Source organism: Bartonella massiliensis (assembly GCF_902150025.1).
Lineage (GTDB): Bacteria > Pseudomonadota > Alphaproteobacteria > Rhizobiales > Rhizobiaceae > Bartonella > Bartonella massiliensis.
Window position 1 is genome coordinate 1 of sequence record NZ_CABFVS010000037.1, and the last position, 20,268, is coordinate 20,268.

At 35.3% G+C, this 20,268-nt stretch carries 14 protein-coding genes and 1 pseudogene; 6 read left to right on the forward strand and 9 right to left on the reverse strand.

Annotation, left to right across the window (positions count from 1 at the left end; genetic code table 11):
- Positions 1-431 precede the first annotated feature (431 nt).
- Positions 432-737: pseudogene (locus FNZ60_RS10295) on the reverse strand (integrase); the annotation flags it as partial.
- A 913-nt stretch (positions 738-1,650) separates the two neighbouring features.
- Between FNZ60_RS10295 and FNZ60_RS07860 the strand changes: the two are divergent.
- Positions 1,651-2,010 (forward strand): hypothetical protein, encoded by a 360-nt coding sequence (locus tag FNZ60_RS07860; RefSeq protein ID WP_142417048.1) that lies wholly within the window; start codon positions 1,651-1,653, stop codon positions 2,008-2,010.
- A gap of 1,444 nt (positions 2,011-3,454) precedes the next feature.
- Here FNZ60_RS07860 and FNZ60_RS07865 read toward each other — a convergent pair.
- Positions 3,455-4,789, reverse strand: coding sequence for an NAD(P)H-dependent oxidoreductase (locus FNZ60_RS07865; protein WP_142417049.1), 1,335 nt, complete (start codon positions 4,787-4,789; stop codon positions 3,455-3,457).
- Between the two features lie 164 nt (positions 4,790-4,953).
- On the opposite strand from FNZ60_RS07865, the gene FNZ60_RS07870 reads away from it, so the two are divergent.
- Positions 4,954-5,433, forward strand: a complete 480-nt coding sequence (locus tag FNZ60_RS07870; RefSeq protein WP_142417050.1) for a MaoC family dehydratase — start codon at positions 4,954-4,956, stop codon at positions 5,431-5,433.
- Positions 5,434-6,649: 1,216 nt separating this feature from the next.
- The gene (locus FNZ60_RS07875) at positions 6,650-6,886 is read left to right on the forward strand and encodes a hypothetical protein (protein WP_142417051.1); all 237 of its coding nucleotides are present in this window, start codon (positions 6,650-6,652) and stop codon (positions 6,884-6,886) included.
- Positions 6,887-7,166: 280 nt separating this feature from the next.
- Here the strand turns inward: FNZ60_RS07875 and FNZ60_RS07880 are convergent, their stop codons facing one another.
- The 3 genes from FNZ60_RS07880 to FNZ60_RS07890 form a co-directional block, all read right to left on the reverse strand.
- The gene (locus FNZ60_RS07880; RefSeq protein WP_142417052.1) at positions 7,167-7,826 is read right to left on the reverse strand and encodes a methionine ABC transporter permease; all 660 of its coding nucleotides are present in this window, start codon (positions 7,824-7,826) and stop codon (positions 7,167-7,169) included.
- Positions 7,819-8,853 (reverse strand): methionine ABC transporter ATP-binding protein, encoded by a 1,035-nt coding sequence (locus tag FNZ60_RS07885; RefSeq protein ID WP_142417053.1) that lies wholly within the window; start codon positions 8,851-8,853, stop codon positions 7,819-7,821. The genes FNZ60_RS07880 and FNZ60_RS07885 overlap by 8 nt, the downstream gene beginning before the upstream one ends.
- Positions 8,854-8,922: 69 nt before the next feature.
- The gene (locus tag FNZ60_RS07890) at positions 8,923-9,741 is read right to left on the reverse strand and encodes a MetQ/NlpA family ABC transporter substrate-binding protein (RefSeq protein ID WP_142417054.1); all 819 of its coding nucleotides are present in this window, start codon (positions 9,739-9,741) and stop codon (positions 8,923-8,925) included.
- Between the two features lie 516 nt (positions 9,742-10,257).
- Here FNZ60_RS07890 and FNZ60_RS07895 point away from each other — a divergent pair.
- Positions 10,258-10,905, forward strand: coding sequence for an SH3 domain-containing protein (locus FNZ60_RS07895; RefSeq protein WP_142417055.1), 648 nt, complete (start codon positions 10,258-10,260; stop codon positions 10,903-10,905).
- Between the two features lie 784 nt (positions 10,906-11,689).
- On the opposite strand, the gene FNZ60_RS07900 is transcribed toward FNZ60_RS07895, so the two are convergent.
- Together FNZ60_RS07900 and FNZ60_RS07905 are read right to left on the reverse strand one after the other, a co-directional pair.
- Positions 11,690-12,721 (reverse strand): aspartate-semialdehyde dehydrogenase, encoded by a 1,032-nt coding sequence (locus FNZ60_RS07900; RefSeq protein ID WP_142417056.1) that lies wholly within the window; start codon positions 12,719-12,721, stop codon positions 11,690-11,692.
- A gap of 865 nt (positions 12,722-13,586) precedes the next feature.
- On the reverse strand, positions 13,587-13,967 hold the full coding sequence (locus tag FNZ60_RS07905; protein WP_142417057.1) for a helix-turn-helix domain-containing protein: 381 nt from the start codon (positions 13,965-13,967) through the stop codon (positions 13,587-13,589).
- A 1,403-nt stretch (positions 13,968-15,370) separates the two neighbouring features.
- On the opposite strand from FNZ60_RS07905, the gene FNZ60_RS07910 reads away from it, so the two are divergent.
- Positions 15,371-16,483: a phage major capsid protein gene (locus FNZ60_RS07910; RefSeq protein WP_142417058.1), complete on the forward strand. Its 1,113-nt coding sequence runs from the start codon at positions 15,371-15,373 to the stop codon at positions 16,481-16,483.
- 244 nt (positions 16,484-16,727) lie between these two features.
- Positions 16,728-17,963, forward strand: a complete 1,236-nt coding sequence (locus FNZ60_RS07915; RefSeq protein WP_142417059.1) for an MFS transporter — start codon at positions 16,728-16,730, stop codon at positions 17,961-17,963.
- A 1,286-nt stretch (positions 17,964-19,249) separates the two neighbouring features.
- On the opposite strand, the gene FNZ60_RS07920 is transcribed toward FNZ60_RS07915, so the two are convergent.
- Complete coding sequence (locus FNZ60_RS07920; protein WP_142417060.1) at positions 19,250-19,465, reverse strand: Trm112 family protein; 216 nt, start codon at positions 19,463-19,465, stop codon at positions 19,250-19,252.
- 13 nt (positions 19,466-19,478) lie between these two features.
- Positions 19,479-20,141 (reverse strand): LON peptidase substrate-binding domain-containing protein, encoded by a 663-nt coding sequence (locus FNZ60_RS07925; RefSeq protein WP_142417061.1) that lies wholly within the window; start codon positions 20,139-20,141, stop codon positions 19,479-19,481.
- Between the last annotated feature and the right edge of the window lie 127 nt (positions 20,142-20,268).

Genomic DNA, 20,268 nt, shown 5'->3' on the forward strand with positions numbered 1-20,268 from the left:
CAGCATTTTTGGGGATTATCTTATTTTTTATGAATATCTTAGTATTTGGTTTTAGGTGATTTTTTGAGCGCTTTTGTGTTGCTTATAATGTTTTTGTAAATTTGATAGGTTGACTTACTTTATAAATACGTTTTGTTAATTTTTAAAAATAAAAATTTTCAATGCGTTATGTTGTTGAGATAGGGAAGCTGAATGACTTTTTTAAAGACGTTATGGAATGTTTTTATATATTAATAAAATTTGAAAATTATTTTGTTAACGTCTTTTTTATTTGAAAACAGCGATCTTGAAGATTCTTTTACGATTTATATGTCTTGTCAAAAAAAGAATACCACTTTTAAGGCTTATTTGTAGAGATATATTTTTTTAGATCGCTGTTTTTACTTTCTAGTAATTTTATTTTTCGACCTTATTGAGAGCGAACCTGTGCTGTAATAAAGATTGCTTATTGCCTCATGCTTCTGTTTCTCACGTTCTTTAATGGGGTCACACCCTTCCTGTAAAATAGAACGCCATTGGTTTGCACATTCAAGTTTTTTTAAGAAACATTTCGCAACGCACCCAAGCCCATTTCGCGGAGACGTTCGTGAATGGTATAACGGTAAATTCCCCCTGGAATAATATAAAATCCATTGAGCACTCTCATCTTTACGTTTGTGAAGGAGTAAGCCAGCACCATCGCACTATTTGCCAGCTTCCAATAATGCGACAGATTTTGGGTTTGTAAGAAGGTTCATGAAAAGCTATTTTTATTATACAGTTTTATCCATACATTCATCCCGCTTTTGATGTGCAAGGGAATGATTTTGATTGGTGAAACATGAGAGAGATTTGAAATGAGAGAATCTTACGTTATTCGAGACTCTCATTCAATGTTCAAAAAAAGTTAATTATCGTTATAAATCAATATCTTGTCATGCCGATTCATGATATAATAAAAATCTTCGAAGTATTCTTTTTTCTTTTTTTTATTTTAATTAAGTAGATAATAATTATTATATTTAACAGTGTTTAAGGTTATACTATTTTAAAATTTATTGCCATTTTAAAATAGTATAAACTCTTCAGTCACTATTTTTAGTGAATTTATTTTTTAAGCTTTATTTTGATGTGAAGATTAATGAGTATTTATTATTTTGAAGTAGAGTTATAGAAATGATAAAATATTATTTTTATTCTCTTAAGATAAGATCAACAATGGTAAATAATTCTATTGTAAATAGGAATAATTTACTTTCTTATCTTCATATTTTTTTAAATTTTAGTAATGATTAATAAAATAGAGATGAGAAATGCGCTTTACTTTGATCGTTTTTTATAATATGAGAGCGATACTCAATTGTGTTCTCTATGCTTTATAGTCATTTGATTTTAAAATAACTTTTCTTAAGTAGGTCTTTTAAAATTTTTCTAGTATTGTTGTTTTAATTTTGAATTCATAAGTATTTATTCAACAAATTTAAATTATATTTATTTTATGTATTTGCATATAATACATAATGTGTTATTTATACAATAAAAACACATATATTATATTGTATTATACTATATTATATGTGTTTATATAAATAGTTAAATATAAGTTTTGGTTTTTATATATGTGAATATTCTTTCACTTTTTTAGTGAAAAAAAGAGGATCAAAGAAAGCTATGTTTAAAATATTTAAAAATCGTGTATGTTCATTTAGTGTGACGCTCTTTATTCTTTTTTTTATACAAACTGTAGAGGGGAATGCAAGTTTTGAAAAAACTCAGTTTCCAGAGGAAATGGCAAGTACTGTTTCTATAGCAGAAAAAAATGCAGTTATTAAGGCAGCGGATAAAGCTGTTATTATTTACAGCGTTGAGGCGCAAGATGGCGTTGCTTTGGAGAAAGTTGAAAAAGTTTCTGCATATTCAGGTGTAGCTTTTTGGAGGGGAATAGGTATTTTTTCACTTCTTGCTTCTTTATGTGTTGGAGATATAGTTGGGAGTGTTATCTCTCTTTTAGGAATATTTTGTACACTTTAGTAGAAGATTCATCAACAAAATCGATGCGTTTTTCGTTCATTTTATTATTTAAAAAATAATATTTGAAGTGGTTTATACCGTATTGGAAGGGAAAATACTATTATTAATACTTGTAGATTTTATTAGAATTATTAAAGTTTTGCAATTGGTATTTTTTCTGTTCAAAGTCGTATAAGCTGATTTTTTATAGTTTATGTCGTGTGTATGGTTATTTCTTCGTCATAAGGCTAGTATTTTTGCTCTCTTTATTGGCCTCTTCAATATTGTTTCCTTATTCTTATATGAAGGTTATTCATTAAAGGCATATTTAATCCTTTTTAAAATGTTTTTATCTTTCACAAGAGCATAAAATAAAAACTATTTATATTTTTTGTATTTTTTTATTTTAACGTGCGTAGCGTATGATAAGTCATCATTATAAATTAATATATTATATTAAATATAAACTTGTTGATTTATGAATATTTTTCATTTTTAATCTATTTATATTAAATCCATTAAAAGCATTTTTTGCATATAGCAAGTTGCCTTCGTGTAGGGATAAAATTATTTAAGATCCAGAGTCGAAATTCTTTTCGTAAATTATTTCTAAGATTCAAGAACTATCGTAACATTGGGAATTGGCAGATAAAATAATAATGAAGACTTGTATCTTTATGGAGTCAATATAGCCATATACAATGAATTTTATAGTATCTTATGGAGGGATTTGGGTATGACAGTGATGAGCACTGTTCGTAACAAGCCAGCATCATCACACTCTTTTCCAACCTTAGAATGTTGTAACAGACCTTGGCAGGTATGATGATTCACACGTATGACGATTTATAAGAGCTATTTTTATTGTATAGTTTCATTCCACACACGCATGCTGCCACACACGCGTCTGGCTTGTGATGTGCAAAGGAATGGTTTTGATTGGTGCAACATAGAGAGATTTGATATGAGAGAATAGACAGTATTTGAGGCTCTTATTCAATATGAATAACGCTATATTATCATTATTAAATCAATATCTTGTTGTGATAGAGGGTTGAGGTGCGGTGTTGGAAAATGTCTTTATTAAAACAGATACACTTAAATTTATAATACAAATGTATTTTGGTAGGGGCTTTTTGCTGTGTAAGGGAAGGGGGCTGTGAAGTAAGATTGTAAGAACAAGGCATTGATTTATAATGATAATTCACTGTTTTGTATGTTGAATGAGCGTTCCGAATAACGTAAGATTTTTTCAGATCAAATCTCTCTATGTTGCATCAATCAAAACCACTCATTTAAGTGTAAGCTCTTGTTTGACATAAAGATTTACAATCCACGGGATTGTCACGAAAGAAGCATTCTGAATCTAGAATGCGTTTATTTTTCACACGTTATTCTCCTATAGAAAAGAAACATTATTCCTTATAAATCAATGGATTGTTATGTTAGAGTAAGAAGCGGATATTTATTGCTGAGCAGGAGAAGGGTAATTAAGCAAAAGGTCTTGTTTGGCACGAAGACGTGCAATCCATTGATCTTCGCGAATAGCCGTATTATGCATGGTAATGAGTTCGTTTTTTTTAATTTCAGCCGTTACAGTTGCTTTTTCTAAAAGTCCGCAAGGAATGGCTTGGTGAGCACGTGCCTCTGCAATGGTCATGATCCAAGCGCGATACGTATAAAGACCGATAAAATCGAACTGATCGCCTGGGTGTAAATCTTTTTTAGCAACAGCACAAACTTCTACTACGGGATGATTAAGGGGAACCATATCTTTTTTGCCATAAAGCATCACGCGTGCACAAGTGAGGGGAACCTCCATTGCTGTGAGATGATAGGGGCGGTGAAAGGTAAAGTAAGGTCCCTGACCAATTTTTAAATCTTCCATACGTTCGCGTAAACGTGGGTGTGCTATTTCTGCAATGACAAAGACACCAGGGGAAACACCTTGACCTATTGAATAATCTACCACACCATATTGCTCTAAAATGCCGCCATCTTGTTTTGGGATAAGCACTTTGTTTAAATCTTGCAATGCTGCTTGGGGGCCGTGCATTCCTGGACAATCAGGGAGAAGTCCAGTGGCATTGGCAATGGCTGCCATTTCAACCATCGTTTTGGAACCATCAATAAATTCAATCAACATGCGCACATTCATATTACGGCGCAGTGCTTCTTCTTCGTAAGCATCTGGTGTGGCATCAAAGAGAAGAGGGTTATTTTTTCCCTTTCCCGCTGCAACAATTTTATGCCCAAGAGCTGAAACAAATTCAATGAGTTCCATGCATGAAGTTGGTTCATCACCCGCACCAAGGGTATAAATAAGCCCTCGTTTTTCTGCTTCATGTTTCAGATATGCACCAATCGTCACATCGGCTTCAACATTCATCATGACAAGATGTTTGTTGTTTTCAAGTGCTTTAAAGCCAATTTCTGCCCCCGCTTCAGGATAGCCTGTTGCATCAACGATAATATCAATTTGTTCATGGCGCAAAACAAGGTCAATATCGTCTGTTGCTGCAATTAAACCTTTTTCAATGCTTTGCGTCAGGGCATGAGCATTTTCAACTTCACAGACATGCCCTTCTTCGCCATAGGCGAGCTTGGCGGCATCAAAAATACGGGATGGTGTTCTTGTGGCTACAGCAGCAACAGTTATGCCTTCCATATGTGCAATACTTGATAATAAATCTGTACCCATTTCACCACAACCAATCAGCCCGATACGGATGGGGGGATGGTTTTCTGCACGTTGCTTCAAATCATATGCTAAACCAGTAAGGTTTACATTGCTTGCCATTCTTTCTTCCCATTTGAAAATTATTCTACTGAAAAAGTTTTCTTAATTCATAAGGTGCATTTATTTTTAAGACAATTAATCTTTTATTCTTGATGCTCTAATCAATGGATTTTATAAAAGCAAGGGGGATAATTGCTTTTATCAAATAAAATAGGAATAGCGTTATGCAGCAAAAAATAGCCGTACAAGATGTTACTACTTTTATTGGAAAAGAAATGGGATTATCGGCGTGGCGTCTTGTGACACAGGATATGATTAATCAATTTGCATGCGCTACAGATGATCATCAATGGATACATGTTGATGAGGAAAAGGCTAAAAATACACCTTTTGGGGGAACGATTGCGCATGGTTTTTTAACATTATCGCTTTTGTCTACGCTTGCTTATGAGGCTCTTCCAGAGTTAGAAGGGGCGACAATGGGGATTAATTATGGTTTCGATAAAATACGCTTCATGAGCCCTGTAAAAACAGGAGCACGGGTGCGTGCGCGTTTTGTGTTAGACGATGCAGAAATTCGCCCTTCTGGTCGCGTGGTCTTCCATTATGGAGTTACAGTGGAAGTGGAAAATTTAAAAAAACCAGCGCTTACGGCTCAATGGCTTATTGTTGCTGTGATGGGAGAAAAATTTTCCAATCCTTAAGATTCTTTGAGTGCTTTATTTGAGAAGAAATTCTCATACAATTGTATGAGAATTTCTTATCGATGATAACATTGAGCATGTATTGATTTGTCATGATAATCTCGTGTTATTCATCTTGAATGCAAGGCTGAAATATTGTGAGATTCTTTTATTCTAAATTTATTCTATATTGAAATAATCAAATCCATTCATTCGCACGTTTAAAAGCGGGGGAGCCAGTATGGAGTAAAACTGTACAGACAAGGTATGCCTTTTCATGAACTATCTTGAATGCCAAGAGTTGGTTTACAACATTGAGTGCTGGTAAAATGTATAATGGAGCCGGTATTTTTAAGACAATTAATCTTTTATTCTTGATGCTCTAATCAATGGATTTTATAAAAGCAAGGGGGATAATTGCTTTTATCAAATAAAATAGGAATAGCGTTTTTGTTCTTTTATAAAGCGGAAAGCTGAAGCCTCAATGGATTGATCATTATACCATTCATGGGATGCTATCGCAAAATGGACTTGGGAGTCTTGATACCTCTTTCAAACAAGCTCATGAATATGTGAGCTAAGTCTATGCTGTTTGGGAAATTCTGTTTTATAAGAAGGTTGTGATCTATTAAAAGAACGGGATAAAAAAATCCTGAGGCAATGCGTAATCTCTATTATTTACAGGATATTGCTTTGAGATGCTTTTGAAAGCCTTAATACTGGACTAAAGAATTAATGGTAAAGATGGAAATTGGTGTGTTCCTTTTATGCTCTTTTAATATTCTTCCAAAATTAGACTGTCTTCCTGTTTTAGGAATTATGCTACAGAGATATATGCAATAGGCTCATTTGCACTTTGGCATACAAAAGCAGGAACAGTGTTTAGAACTTTTATCCAACCAATTTGAGTTTAAAATATGTTGTCGTATGCGGTTTAGATGTTGATTGATAGGCAACAGTTAAAGCACAAACCTGTTTTAAGAAAATAATGTCATAAAATCATGAATAGACCAACAATGGATTGGCAAGAGGTTCTTATTTTTTTATCAAACACGCTGCGGGAGACAACCATTATACATTAATAGTTCAACTGTTTTGCATATTGAATGAGACTCTTGAATAACGTAAGCTTCTCTTATTTAATATCTTTGTATGTTCAATCAAGAAAAATAAATTGCTTACATATCATCAGCAGAACTGTGTAAGGTAACAACTGTACAAGAACAGTACGTCTCTTATGAACCGCCTTACAAGCCCAAGGGTTGGTCCGCAACACTCAAAGTCTGGCAAAGTGTGTAATGGTGCCGGCTTGTTACGCCATAAGCGTAAAGATGGGGGGCTCAATGGATTTTCTGTTATATCATTGAGAGTGACCAATTATAATGATGGTGGAGGTGTTATAGCTTTGAGAGTGATAGCGGATTGTTCTGTCTGTTCGATTGTTTTGATTTATGAATGGAGCGTGATCAATTAAAGTGATTTAACAGAATAATTTATTGTTTTTATGGTCAGAGAGAATTTTGAATGTTGTAAAATATCTCATTTCATCTTTTTTTATTTTTTATATTGGAGCCATTAAAACTTATTTGCTTAGAAACAGGGGGGATGTCGATAAAATCGTTTAAGATAAAAGAAAAAAAGCGCTGAGTTTTTTTACGAGTATTTTCAGTTGCCAAAGCGGGGAACTTGCGAGGTTTTACACTTTAGAAGGGGCAGAGAGGATCATAATGTTGGTGTGCGAAATTCTTAGTCTTTTAATGTTTCGTTTTATCAAGTTTTTGTACGATTTTATCAGAAGTCCATTGGGTTATAATATTAAGTATGATCAAAAGAAGGATGACGATGGTCATAATGAAGGTATTATAGCGTTGATAGCCATAGCGGATTGCCATATCTCCTAAACCGCCTCCACCAAGATATCCAGCCAGTGAGGTAGCGCCTATGAGAGAAATGACCATGACTGTAAAACCTGTAATTAGGCTAGGGAGAGCTTCTGGAATAAGAACATATCTGACAATTTGAAGACGACTAGCTCCCATGGAACGGGCTGCTTCAATGAGGCCGTTTTCAACGGTTTTAAAAGAAAGTTCAGCCATGCGTGCATAAAAAGGAGTCGCTGAAATGATAAGTATAAAAATTACGGCTGGCATTCCTATTCCTCTTCCTACAACGATACGTGTAATGGGAAGAAGATAAAATGCAAGAATAATAAAGGGTATAGCACGAAGACTATCAATGATGATGCTTAAAGGGCGATTGATAAGAGATGCAGCAAAGATTCCGCCACGTGCTGTTGTATGAAGAAGAAGACCAAGCGGAAGCCCTATGATAAGTGCTATCAAAGAAGCACTCATCGTCATCAATAGTGTATCAAAAAGGGCATTGGGAAGTTCATGAGAGAGAACATTAAACATAACCTAATACCTCGCAATATCGTCCCTTTTCGGTTAACCATTGAACAGCTTTTTTTAAAGCTTCTTTATCTTGAGCAGGAAGGCATAAGAAGAGTCGCCCGATGGTTTCTCCTTGGACTGTATCAATGCCTCCGTGGAGAATACGTGCTCTTAAACCGCTTTCATCTTCTAGAAGATGAAGAAAAGGTTGCTGGGCAATTTCACCAGCAATATTGATTTCAATGACAGCCTCTTTTCCTATGGGTTTAAGATTTCTCGCAAATTTTTCAGGAAGTTGCGGGGTAACAAGTTTGAGCATGGCAATGGTTGTATCGTCTTGTGGGGATGTAAAAATATCTTTTACACGTCCTTCTTCCACAATGCGTCCTTGATTGAGAACAACAACGCGATGCGCAATGGTGCGTACCACTTCCATTTCGTGGGTAATAAGCACAACTGTGAGATTGAGGCGGTTGTTAATATCAGCCAGAAGCTCTAGGATAGACTGTGTTGTTTCAGGATCAAGAGCAGAAGTTGCTTCGTCGGATAACAATATTTTAGGATTAGCAGCGAGCGCACGAGCAATGCCAACGCGTTGTTTTTGTCCTCCAGACAATTCTGCTGGATAGCAATATTCTTTACCCCATAATCCTACCAATTCAATAAGCTCAATGGCACGTTGGTGGCGCTGTTTTTTATTTACGCCACTTAATTTGAGTGGTAATGCAATGTTATCAATCACCTTTTGCGATGAGAGAAGATTGAAATGTTGAAAAATCATCCCAATTCGTTGACGATAAGGCGCCCATTGTGTCTCTGACAGATTTGAAATGTTGACACCTTCAAAAAAAAGAGAGCCTGTATCAATTTTTTCCAATCCATTTAAACAGCGAATAAGTGTCGATTTTCCTGCTCCACTACGACCGATAATGCCAAGGATTTCACCGGCATGGATATCCAAAGATAGATTATCGACGGCTGGAATGCTAGCCGTTTTATTAAAGCAACGGCTGACATTTTTTAAGGAAATGAGGGCGTTTTTTTCCATTTAAAACTACCAGAATGTTTGGCAAAACCACCAGGGTGTTTAGCACAATTACCGCAATTTGGGGCACACTTACCAAGATGTTAGTGCTGTTTTACCAAAAGCCTCTTTGATTTTTGCACGGATAATGTCATTGTTGTAAGCGGCAACTAATTTTTTTACCCATGGTTCATCTTTTTCACTTGTGCGTACAACGATGATATTATCATAAGGATTATTTTTTGCGCTCTCCCATGCGACGACATCATCTTGGAAGCTTAATCCAGAAACAATCGCCCAGTTTGTATTGATAACGGCAATATCAAAATCATCAATGGCTCGTCCTAACATGCCAGCATCGAGTTCACGAATTTGTAAATTTTTAGGATTTTCAATAATATCCAGCGGAGAGGCAAGAACATTATGAGGATCTTTTAATTTAATGAGACCTAAAGAATTGAGAAGGAGGAGAGCTCTTCCACCATTAGATGGGTCGTTAGGAATACCAACATGTGCACCATCACGCAGATCTTTTAAGTTTTTGATTTTGTGAGAATAAACACCGATTGGAGCAATAAATGTGTACCCTACAATTGAAAGTTTATAGCCACGTTGTTTCATTTGTTCATTAAGATAAGGAGCATGCTGAAAAGCATTCGCATCGATCTCCCCTGCGTTAACAGCATCATTAGGCAACGTGTAATCAGAAAAATAAACGAGCTCAATATCTAAACCAGATTTTTTAGCCAGTTCAGCAGCCGTTTTCCAGATAATCGCATCCCGTCCTTCCATAATACCAAGTTTGATTTTGGATTTGTCTGCAGACATGGAAAAAGCAGTAGACAAAAAAAGTGCAAACAGAGAGAAAAATAATCCTATAATTCGATTACGAGAAAAAATTTTTACTGCCATATGCTTTTAACTTTCTTTTCCAAGAGATATTTTGAGGGAAGCTTCAATATGCTCTGTATTATTTTAAGAAGATCTGAAATTATACAAGCTTTAGAGAATATGCAATCACTTTTATTTTAAAGATATTATTCTTTTTCCTCTATTTTGGGGCCGTTTTGGGGAAACATTAGCATTTATTAATAAAAATTCTCTGGAATTTAGGCAATCAATTTTTCTATTGTCATGATTGCTTAAGGGAACCAATGACACTTTAAAAACTTCTCTAAGAGACAATTGGTTGAAGAACCAAGCAATCAGATGATGTTTTAGCTATTAATTCATGAGGAGTAGATCGCGCAAGCAAGATTAAAAGGCTGTATTCCATGTAGAGGAGGGGACAAAGAGAGATTTTGTTTGCAATATGGTGAGATCTTTTTGGGAAAAAACACAGATTAATCATCACTGAATTGAAACGCGGCAAGTTTTTGCAAAGGCGAATATTTTGCCCTTTTTACATATTAGAGAGGAAGAAAAATAATGTTAAGAAAGAATTTTTTATCAACGACAATAATTCTATGGGCTTTGGGAGCATCAGGGGTGGCTGTGACTGCTTCTCATGGGCAAGCTGGGACTGTTGCTGGAACCGTTGCTCGTGTTGCATCCGGTCAAGTATCTTTACGCACAGGTCCTGCGACAGCTTATAAAGTGATCGCAATGGTTCCAATGGGAGAAAAAGTGCAAATTTATGGCTGCCTATCCAATAAAACTTGGTGTTCTCTTGGTTATCATGGAAAAGTTGGGTGGGCATCGGCACGTTATGTCAATGTCACCAATGTTCCGACCATTGCTTTTAAAAAGATGCCTGCAAAATCACATTCCATGACAAAATCGCCAAAAGTAAAAAAAGAAAAAGTAAAACAGACTGTTTCTGAATTTAAAGCTCTGCCTTTGATGCAAAAAACACGCAAAAACATGCAAAAACTGTACAGAACCGATGTGATTATCGATTCCACAGGTGTTAAAAAAAGAGATGAAAGGACAATTTTAAATCCTTCACCAAAAGCACAAGAAGTTTCTGTAGAGCACGTAAATGCTTATAATCCGTTCTTTCCTGATAATGTCAATTACAAAAATTTTGAACGCAATGAAACGCGTTACCGTGTTGTGACTTATCCTACTCGATAAGGATAAAGTTAATCTCACGGGCTGGAAAGACAAAAAGGACGGCAGCATAAAGCAAAAAACGCTTTATGCTGCTGATCTTCTTGGATTATAAATAATATCAAGGCGGTGAGGGTTAACTTAAAAAGTGGCGAGAGTTAATTTTAAGGTGGTGACGAGTTTAAGAATATTTGGGGTAAAACTATCAACACCTCGAGATATTATCTTTTAGGGGCGTGATGGAATTTCTCTCAAGAAAAGCTGTATGTTAAAGAGAATGGTGAGGCACTTTTAGTCCCTTATACTGTTGTGTTGTAAGGTGGCATGCGGACGGTGATTGGTGCAAACTGGTTTAAAAGTGTGAGTTTCGTACAATGTTACGATAACCCTTGGGTTTGTAAGATGGTTCATGAAAAGCCATTTTTATTATACAGTTTTATTTACACATTCACCCCGCTTTTGATGTGTAAAAGACATGATTTTTATTGTTTCAACATAAGAAAAGATTTGAAGTGAGAGAATTTTACGTTATTTGAGACTCTCATTCAATATTACAAAACAGTGAATTATCATGATAAATCAATTTACTGTACAAGAGTTGTGCCGATGGAAATTTTTGTTTTTTAAGGCAACGAGCGTTAATTTTAAGATGAAGAGGGGCAAGGATATTGAAGAATAAAATTTGTTAAAGTTTCAAAACCCTATTCTTTAGGGTGGTAATATCAACCCATCGGCATGGATATCTTACTGAAGAGAAGCCGGATTTTTGACAGACCGGCTAGAGCTCTTCGTTTTTTCGGGTAGGGCGTTAATTTACGGATTTAGGCTTTATCAAATGACGAGAAATGAGCAATTCAGCAATTTGAATGGCATTTAATGCCGCTCCTTTTCTTAAATTATCGGCGACAACCCAGAAAGCTAAACCATTTTCAACGGTGATATCTTCACGAACACGGCTAATAAAGGTGTCATCTTCTCCTGTAGATTCATAAGGTGTGGTATAGCCACCATCTTCGTGTTTATCGATAAGTTGACAACCGGGGGCATCGCGGAAAAGTGCTTGTGCTTCAGAGGCGCTGAGTGGTTTTTCAAATTCAACATGGACGGCTTCCGCGTGACCGATAAAGACTGGAACCCGAACAGCAGTGGCTGTTAATTTAATTTTCGGATCAAGAATTTTCTTCGTTTCAGCTGTCATTTTCCATTCTTCTTTTGTATAACCGTCTTCCATGAAAACATCGATATGGGGAATGACATTAAAGGCAATACGTTTGGTGAATTTTTTCACTGAGATTGGATCAGCAACAAAGACGGCGCGTGATTGTTCGAAAAGTTCGTCCATTCCTTCTTTACCAGCACCAGAAACCGATTGATATGTAGAGACAACAACACGTTTAATGGTGGCAACATCATGGAGAGGTTTTAAGGCTAAGACCAATTGAATCGTTGAACAATTGGGATTGGCGATAATATTACGCTTAGAAAAGGTACTTATGGCTTCAGCATTAACCTCAGGGACAATCAACGGAACATTGGCATCATAGCGCCACGTGGAGGAATTGTCGATGACAACACAGCCGGCTGCAGCGATTTTAGGGGCATATTCTTTGGAAATGCTTCCCCCCGCAGACATGAGACACAGATCGGTATCGGAAAAATCGTAAGTATCCAGTGCTTTGACTTTTAAAGTTTTGTCCCCATAAGAAACTTCTTGTCCTAATGAGCGTCGTGATGCTAGCGGAACAATTTCATGGGCAGGAAAACCACGCTCTTCTAAAATTGTAAGCATTTCACGACCGACATTTCCGGTTGCGCCGACAATTGCAACTTTAAAACTCATTTTCTACACTCCTTCGTGTCTCTCCACGTTTAGTCCCTCGGGCTATACTCAGGAGAGAGTGAGTTGGTCAAGGAACATCATTAAATTATATCTTCAACAATCCCATTTTGCGCACACCAATCATAATTGTTCGCACAATGAAAGTGTTTTATTTTAAATAATGTTATTTTTTTAATCTTTCAGAATTGAAGATATTGACTATTTTACGTTAAGTCTTCATTTCTTTATGAAAGCACTTAAGTGAATTTTTTATCTTCTGTCAATTGTTTCTCTTCAATCAATCAAAACCATGCACTTGCACATAACAAGTGGGATGAATGTGTGGATAAAAACTGTATAAAATTGTATAAGAAAGAACGAAAAATGGCTTTTTATGAACCGTTTTACAAGCCCAAGGTTTATCGCAATATTGGGAGTTGGCAAAGTGTGTGATGGTGCCGGTTTGTTCCTTCACAAGCGTAAAGATGGGGGGGCTCAATGGGATAAAAGATGTCATGCCCCACTTTGCTCAATGTTTCGGACCACCTCTTGGCATTTGAGACGATGAGAGGCATATTTTTTTGTACAGTTTTTACTCCACACGCTAACTCAGCTTATGATGTGAAAACAAGAGATTTAATATGAGAGGCTTTGAAATGAAAGAAGTTTACGATATTTCAGGATATGCGTTTAATATAAAAAACATGAGATTATTATAAATCAACGCATTATGGCTCAGTGCAATAGGTAAGACAAGAATCTGAATTATTTCCAGACCAGATAAAAATCTTTGTCCTTTGGGGAAAGACAGTTAAAATTCTTTTCAATGTTAGTTTTAAGAACTGTTGAGTGGTTATTAAGTAAAATTGAATGCCTTTCAGTTAATTTATGAAAATAAGGGGGTATTTTTTTCATCAGAAATTAATTGTAAGATTGCTCTTTGTTTTTTGCGGGTCAGCACTCTGAAATTTTTCAAAAGTAAATATTCTGCTTTGCTCGATATTCTGTCATCACAATGCGAGAAGCTCTCTTCTTTTTTTGCGCTATCGGTGTAAAAGAAGGAAACGGGAACATTAAGTATATCGGCAATTTCCTGTAAACGTGCTGCGCTTACACGATTTAAACCTTTTTCGTATTTTTGGATTTGTTGAAACGTTACGCCTAAATGACTGCCTAATTGTTTTTGAGAAAACCCCATGATGTTTCTTCTAAAACGAATTTTTTGGCCCAAAAAAATGTCATAAGAATGTGATTTTTTAGCTTGCACTTTGCTTCCCCTCCGGTTGCGAGCGCCCTCGCATTGGTATTCCGGGGTCTGGAAGTGCTGACTCAAAACAGCCCCTTGCTTTTAGTGCTGAAAAGCACTTGGACATAACAAGAGCCCCCGGAAATTCCGGGATATCCGCAAAAAGCGGTTTTATTTCTAGTTTGAGTTTTTCGGGCTTCCAGACCCTATTTGATCGTCGCGTATACGACCAAAAACACAAGTCTCATTCATAAGGTAATTTCTTTAAATCGTCAACCAGAGTGATAGCAGTTGTTTTGGTTGCTTTTTTTGCAAAATTTATATGCAATTATTGCAATGTGTCTTTGCTGTTTTCATGAGAATCTCGTTTATTTTTTCTCTCTTATTTTTGAAAGACATGAATGCTTAACGCTATGTGCTTTAAAGGGGAGGGGGTATGTTTTTGATTGATTATTTTATTGATAATTTATTTCTTATTACTTGGTGTATTTTAAAATCCTATTAGAGGGCAATAGAAGCTCTGTCTTTAAAATCACGCTTTTGGCTGGTATTTTGAAAGTCACCTGCCGGTAAGGAACACTGTCAAGTTTATATTCTGGATTTTGGAAGCACAAAAACCGAGTCAGCCTCTTGCTTTTAGTACTGAGAGTACTTGGACATAACAAGAGCCTCCGGAAATTCCGGAATACCCACTGAGCGAGGCTAATTTATACTCGGTTTGAGGACTCCCAAGCCCTATTTGATCGCTGCGTATACAACCAGAATATCTCTTCATTGATAAAGGAATTTCAGGGGATTGGCTAGAAAAATGAAAATATTTTAAAATGAGAACATTCTTGGTGTCGTAATAATTATCCTCTTATACTGTAAAATATTGTTCTTTGAAGTGTGATGAGATCAGGCATGGAGAACTTTTAGGGGGGGATTGGCGGTGGATGGGGGCTTTGTTGTTTAAGTAAAAATAGAGGATGCGTAAAACGTGCTGCTTCATTATTTTTTAGATGATGAGCGTTTTTCTGCTGTAAAATTTTGCTAAAAGCTTTTTTTAAAAATTGTTCGTATTAGTCGTACTCTTGTCGGTGGATAGTAGATGGTAGAGCATAATGATCTTCACGATCAAGTTTACTTTTTAATCAAGACAAAGACTTAAAGGAACAAGGTCCCTAACATATTCTTGCTTAAAATTTTCTCTATTGCGTTACAAAGACAAGATTAAGTAGGAATGTATATTAAAAACAAAATATCATTTTTGTCTTAATTTAGTTTCTTTCTTGTCAATTCAAGTATAATATGGTAAACATTAAGTTAATTAAAATAACCAGATAATAAACTTTTTTAAAGAATTTTAATAAAAATTATATTAGATATATTTAAATTTATTGACAAAAAGTGTCATTTATAATTTGAGCGGAAGAAATAATCTCATGAAATTAGCCACAAACGAGGAAATAATTAACAGCCTGTTTGCAACGGGAGCTGTGCTTTACAATTGGCGCCTTCCAGAAGGCTCAAAGAATTTCTATGAGCATAAGAAGGATTCGTTAATAAATGATAGTAATCTTCAACAGGAAATTTTGGCGCCTTTAATACAGAATCTAGCGGAAATACGGGATGATTCCAATCCATTAAAGATGTTTCTTCAACAAGGTATGTCTTTTAGGGAGGCGCAAGGGGCGAGCGCTTTTGACACTCTTAAGGGTGAGCATTTGATATCTGTTAAACGTGGAGAAAGCGTTGATCAACTTGAAGTGAATAATCCAGAAATTGAAGCACCATATATATCCGATAAACGAAAAGATAATAGCTATGAAGTTATAATGACGAGTGAACAAATAGAGCGTGCTTTTAGAGAAAAGCATGGGCTGTACAATCTTTTAGATGAGATCAGATCGAGATTCATAGAGATTGATAAGGCTAAGAGTTACACTTGGTTAGAAAGGCTCATTGATTGTGCCTTAAACAGTAAAGTTGCACCGTTGCAAAAAACACAAGAAATTTACATTCCAGATATTCGTGATTTTCATTTAGATGAAAAATCATATAACCTCGCTATAAGGATCATTCAAAAAGCTGTCGAATGTCTTTCAGTTCACTCACGTTTGCACAATGCTTGTTATTTTAAAAAAGCTTGTTCTTCACGTGATCTTAGCTTCATTTTTGACATTAATACTCAAGTTCTTGACGAAGTCATGAATATGTCGACAGTTTGTGACGCTAAAAATAGCCTTTTAAAAGTAAAAAATTTTGGTGAGAAAAATAGTGATGTTATTGGTCTTGCTATGTCAAAACAAGCAATCTCTATACATGACTTAGAAAGAATAGGAAACTGCACTTTTGATCCATCCAGTTTGGAAATGAAAATCTTTTTTCATATTAGGCAATCGTCATTATTTAGTCCTTTTGAAACAATGATTGTCTTTAAAGCAGGTACTGATAATCAGATTAACAAAACAATAGAAATGTACGAAGACGTCAATAGAAAGAAGTTAGAAAAAGAAGCGGAAGAAAAAGCCTTAAAAAGAGTAAAAGTTCTGTAAAAAATAATTAATGGAGGCATTCAAAAATTTATTGGAAAATTATAAGTTACAAAAAAATGCAACTGATTATCCAATCATGTCGTAAAACGCCGTTTTTTGAGGTGTGTGATATCAGGCATGGAAAACTTTAGGTGGGGGAAGTATTTTGACCATTGATTGGGCGTTCTTTTGAAATTCATATCACCAATTTTGTTAAAGGTCGTGTAACTTTAAGTGTAGAAAAGTTTACTAGCGGATGGGTGATATGAATTTATTTCTAAAAAAGAGTCCATTAGCTCTTTTTTCTTCTCTCTTTATTTCTAAAGTTGGTGATTATGCTTATGAAGTCGTTTTTGTTTTACTTGTCTTGGAATTGACAGATAACATCTTTTTTACAGGTCTTGTGTATTTTTTTCGCTTTATTCCTTTTCTCTTTTTTGGGCCTATAGGCGGTTGGCTCGCGGATAATTTTTCTTTGAAAAAAAATATAATCTTCAGTGAATTGGTGAGATTATTCGCTTCATTATTCGTTTTTATAACCGCTATAACAGGGATGGCACATATTATTGTGCTTATTTTTGCAGCAATATGCACGACGATTGGAAGAAGTATTTTTCAACCAAGTTTTCAAGCGACTATTCCTAGAATGTTTGCAACCAAGGATCTTACAAAGGCCAATAGCCTTGCACAAATTATAAATGAGATTGCATCCGTCATTGGTCCTTTAGTTTGTTCGCTTCTGTTGTTTTTAGCTAATAAATCAACAGTTCTCATTTTTGATTTTTTTACTTATCTTATCTCTATTATCTTGTTATTGAATCTGATGAATTTTAATGTAAGTAAGAATAAAGCCTTCAATTTTATAAAAATTTATCGAGAAACGGCCTCTTATCTTAAATATATGTTTAATGAAAATAATAACTTATTTATTACGCTTATTGGCTCGTCGTTTGCTATTCTCTTTACAGGGGCAATTTTAAGATTTTTAATTCCAGCTTTTGTTCTGGCTATGGGGGCAGAAGAAAGCTTTGTGAGTTATGTTTTTTCTCTTATGGCTATGGGAACAATTGTGGGCGGTTTGTTCTATCATAAAATTATAGTTAAAGTTACAGCGTTGAAACTCATGGTCTTTTGGCTTCTTTATGGGGTTATTCTATTTGTTATGCCTTTAACTTCAATGCTTTATTTAAAACTCATGCTAGGGCTCGCCTTTGTTTTAGGATTTATGGGTGCATTTGTGGATATTAGTTTAGTCTCAGCGATTCAATTATACTCTCGTCGTGAAGATTTTGGGAAAAGTTTTGGAACCTTTTCAACTTTAGCCAACTCTGCTGAAGCAGTTTCTGGCTTTATTGCTGGACTTTTTGCACTCATAGGATTGTTAAGCTCTTTTTTAGCAATGTCTGCATTAATCATTTCCACTGGAATGATGGGTGTTATAAAAATCAAGAAAAATAAAGCGTTAACACCCCTTAATACAACAGTAGAGGATGATGATTGATCTTTTTGATAGCGATATACCATTTCTTTCTTTTAAAGATGGTTTGTTCAATTATATTTAAAACAAAATATTTGAATCAAAAGTCTTTATTTTTCTCGTCATTGTTTTTTGATGACTTTGTGTTGTGTCGTATTAATTTGCTAGACTTTATAACAGTTGCTCTTGTTGCTTTGTTTCCAAAAGTAACGAAGCAATGGGAACCTTTGTCTATATCAGACAATGAATTTTTATAAAGATAAATCAATGTCTTGTTATTTGAATAAGACTCACCAATATTATATGATTTTTTCATTTCAAATTGCTTGATGATATATCAAGAAAAACCATCCCTGTGTCACCCATAAGGGGCGTTCATGTTTGGGTAAAAGCATTTAAGATCAAGGGGTAGAAATACTTCTTATGAAATGTCTTAAGAGTTGAGATCTGTTGCAATGTTGGGGTGCAGGGCTTGGGGCGCGTGACAATTTTAAAGCCTTTTTAGCTTTAGATAGCAAGAAAGGTCATGTGCTATCGTAACCAGTCTTGATGCTTTGAGCTATAATTTTAGCCATAAAATTTTAGCAGAAAATATAAATAGTTATAATAGTGACGTAAAATGTTATACTTAATGCTAATCAAAAAACACCTGCAAGTGCTTTAGATCATTTTGTCAATTCAGATGCAAAAAAAGATAAGTTGTCGTTATAGTTTTAAGTGAGACCCCGTAAGAGAAAAGTTTTTTGAATTTGAGGAAGCATGCCGTACGCAAAGTTTATATTTTTTTTCACGACAACGGCTTGATTATAACTGTATTTTCAATGATGGAGTTTGGAAGGATTAAAACTGAGTTAGCTTTTTGCTTTTGGTATTGAGAAGTCTTGGCTACTCACAAGGGTTTCCGGAATCTTTGAAATATTCACCAAGCGAATTTATCTCGTATTTGATTTTTTCGTTTCCAGATTCTACAGATTTCTACGGATGCTTTTAAAATGACAAGCTTATTGAGTGGGGTGTTTTCCTATCTGTTGCTGTATTTTTTTACGTCACTTGGAGGGCAATAGGAGTGCTGCCTTTAAGATCATGATTTTTGTAAGAGTGCAAAAAAATTGCTGAAGGCTTTGTTCGTGAATTTCTTAAAGTCTCATAACATTGGAAGGGGTTTTCAATAAAATGGTGAGAGATAGCTTGTTAGAAAAATTCTTTTTTGAGTGAGAACAAAACAGGCGTAAAGCAGATCTTTTTATGAAAAAGTGCTCGAGAACAGTGCACTATCATTTAAGAAAAATGTATTAGGTAAGAAAAATGTATTAGGGCAACTTATCCTTGTGCGTTATTTTTTCATCGTTTTGCAAAGGGCGTGCTTCTGAAGCCAGCATAATAGGAACACCATCACGAATAGGATAGGCAAGTTTGGCTTTGAGAGAAACGAGCTCTTGTGTTTTTTTGTTGAAAGAGAGTGTGCTTTTCGTAATTGGGCAGACAAGCAATTCAAGCATTTTGGGATCTGTGGTCATTTTTTTCATATTTTTACGTTCATTAGTTTAAACGATAATCTGTTCCTGTTTGTTTCATGAGTGAGCGTTCAGTTAAGGCAAGAAGAGTTTGGGCACGGATTCCAATATCTGGTGCTTCTAGAAGAGCTTGTTTTTCTGCGGGTGTAAAGGGGATAAGAGCCGAAAAGGCATTCACCAATATAGGTGTAGGGGCTTCTATGATACTGCTCCAATTATATTCCATTTCATGGATGGTCAGATATTTCTCAACAACGTCGAGTAAGTTTTCTCGATTAATGTTTTCTACACTATCGAGCTCTTTTAAGTCTTGTATGTTTGATTGGATGAGAGCTGTTCGATAGGATTTTGTGTTTGTCAATTCTTGTTCTAAGGTAAAGCGGCAAACACCTTGTAAGATAATGAACAGTTGTCCATTGCCTGTTTCACTGTAGTTTGTAATGCGCCCTATACAGCCTGTTTTATAAAGTTGTTGAGAGAAGCAGTTCGTATCCGATGAAAGGGGTTGAATAATACCCAAGAGACGATCAGTTACCATAACATTTTCAATCATTTCAAGCGATTCTGGTTCAAAAATGTTGAGGGATAAAAAACCACCGGGCAGTAAGAGAGCACCCTCTAAAGGGAAAAGGGCAATTTGCTTGGGCAGATCATTTTCGCAATTGTAAGAGATATTACCAGCTTTCATGAGTATGTTGTGACCTTGTATTTGGTAATTTTAGTCTGTCAATCGTTGCAATTTATGACACTATTTAAGAAAGCAGAAAATCTACTTCTTGTGTATTAAAATCATCCTTATAAGTAAAATACCTGAA

What these genes read in the sequence shown, in the direction of transcription:
- FNZ60_RS07860 (WP_142417048.1), top strand. Translation starts at nt 1,651, where the DNA reads ATGTTTAAAATATTTAAAAATCGTGTATGTTCATTTAGTGTGACGCTC.
- FNZ60_RS07865 (WP_142417049.1), bottom strand. Translation starts at nt 4,789, where the DNA reads ATGGCAAGCAATGTAAACCTTACTGGTTTAGCATATGATTTGAAGCAA.
- FNZ60_RS07870 (WP_142417050.1), top strand. Translation starts at nt 4,954, where the DNA reads ATGCAGCAAAAAATAGCCGTACAAGATGTTACTACTTTTATTGGAAAA.
- FNZ60_RS07875 (WP_142417051.1), top strand. Translation starts at nt 6,650, where the DNA reads ATGAACCGCCTTACAAGCCCAAGGGTTGGTCCGCAACACTCAAAGTCT.
- FNZ60_RS07880 (WP_142417052.1), bottom strand. Translation starts at nt 7,826, where the DNA reads ATGTTTAATGTTCTCTCTCATGAACTTCCCAATGCCCTTTTTGATACA.
- FNZ60_RS07885 (WP_142417053.1), bottom strand. Translation starts at nt 8,853, where the DNA reads ATGGAAAAAAACGCCCTCATTTCCTTAAAAAATGTCAGCCGTTGCTTT.
- FNZ60_RS07890 (WP_142417054.1), bottom strand. Translation starts at nt 9,741, where the DNA reads ATGGCAGTAAAAATTTTTTCTCGTAATCGAATTATAGGATTATTTTTC.
- FNZ60_RS07895 (WP_142417055.1), top strand. Translation starts at nt 10,258, where the DNA reads ATGTTAAGAAAGAATTTTTTATCAACGACAATAATTCTATGGGCTTTG.
- FNZ60_RS07900 (WP_142417056.1), bottom strand. Translation starts at nt 12,721, where the DNA reads ATGAGTTTTAAAGTTGCAATTGTCGGCGCAACCGGAAATGTCGGTCGT.
- FNZ60_RS07910 (WP_142417058.1), top strand. Translation starts at nt 15,371, where the DNA reads ATGAAATTAGCCACAAACGAGGAAATAATTAACAGCCTGTTTGCAACG.
- FNZ60_RS07915 (WP_142417059.1), top strand. Translation starts at nt 16,728, where the DNA reads ATGAATTTATTTCTAAAAAAGAGTCCATTAGCTCTTTTTTCTTCTCTC.
- FNZ60_RS07920 (WP_142417060.1), bottom strand. Translation starts at nt 19,465, where the DNA reads ATGAAAAAAATGACCACAGATCCCAAAATGCTTGAATTGCTTGTCTGC.
- FNZ60_RS07925 (WP_142417061.1), bottom strand. Translation starts at nt 20,141, where the DNA reads ATGAAAGCTGGTAATATCTCTTACAATTGCGAAAATGATCTGCCCAAG.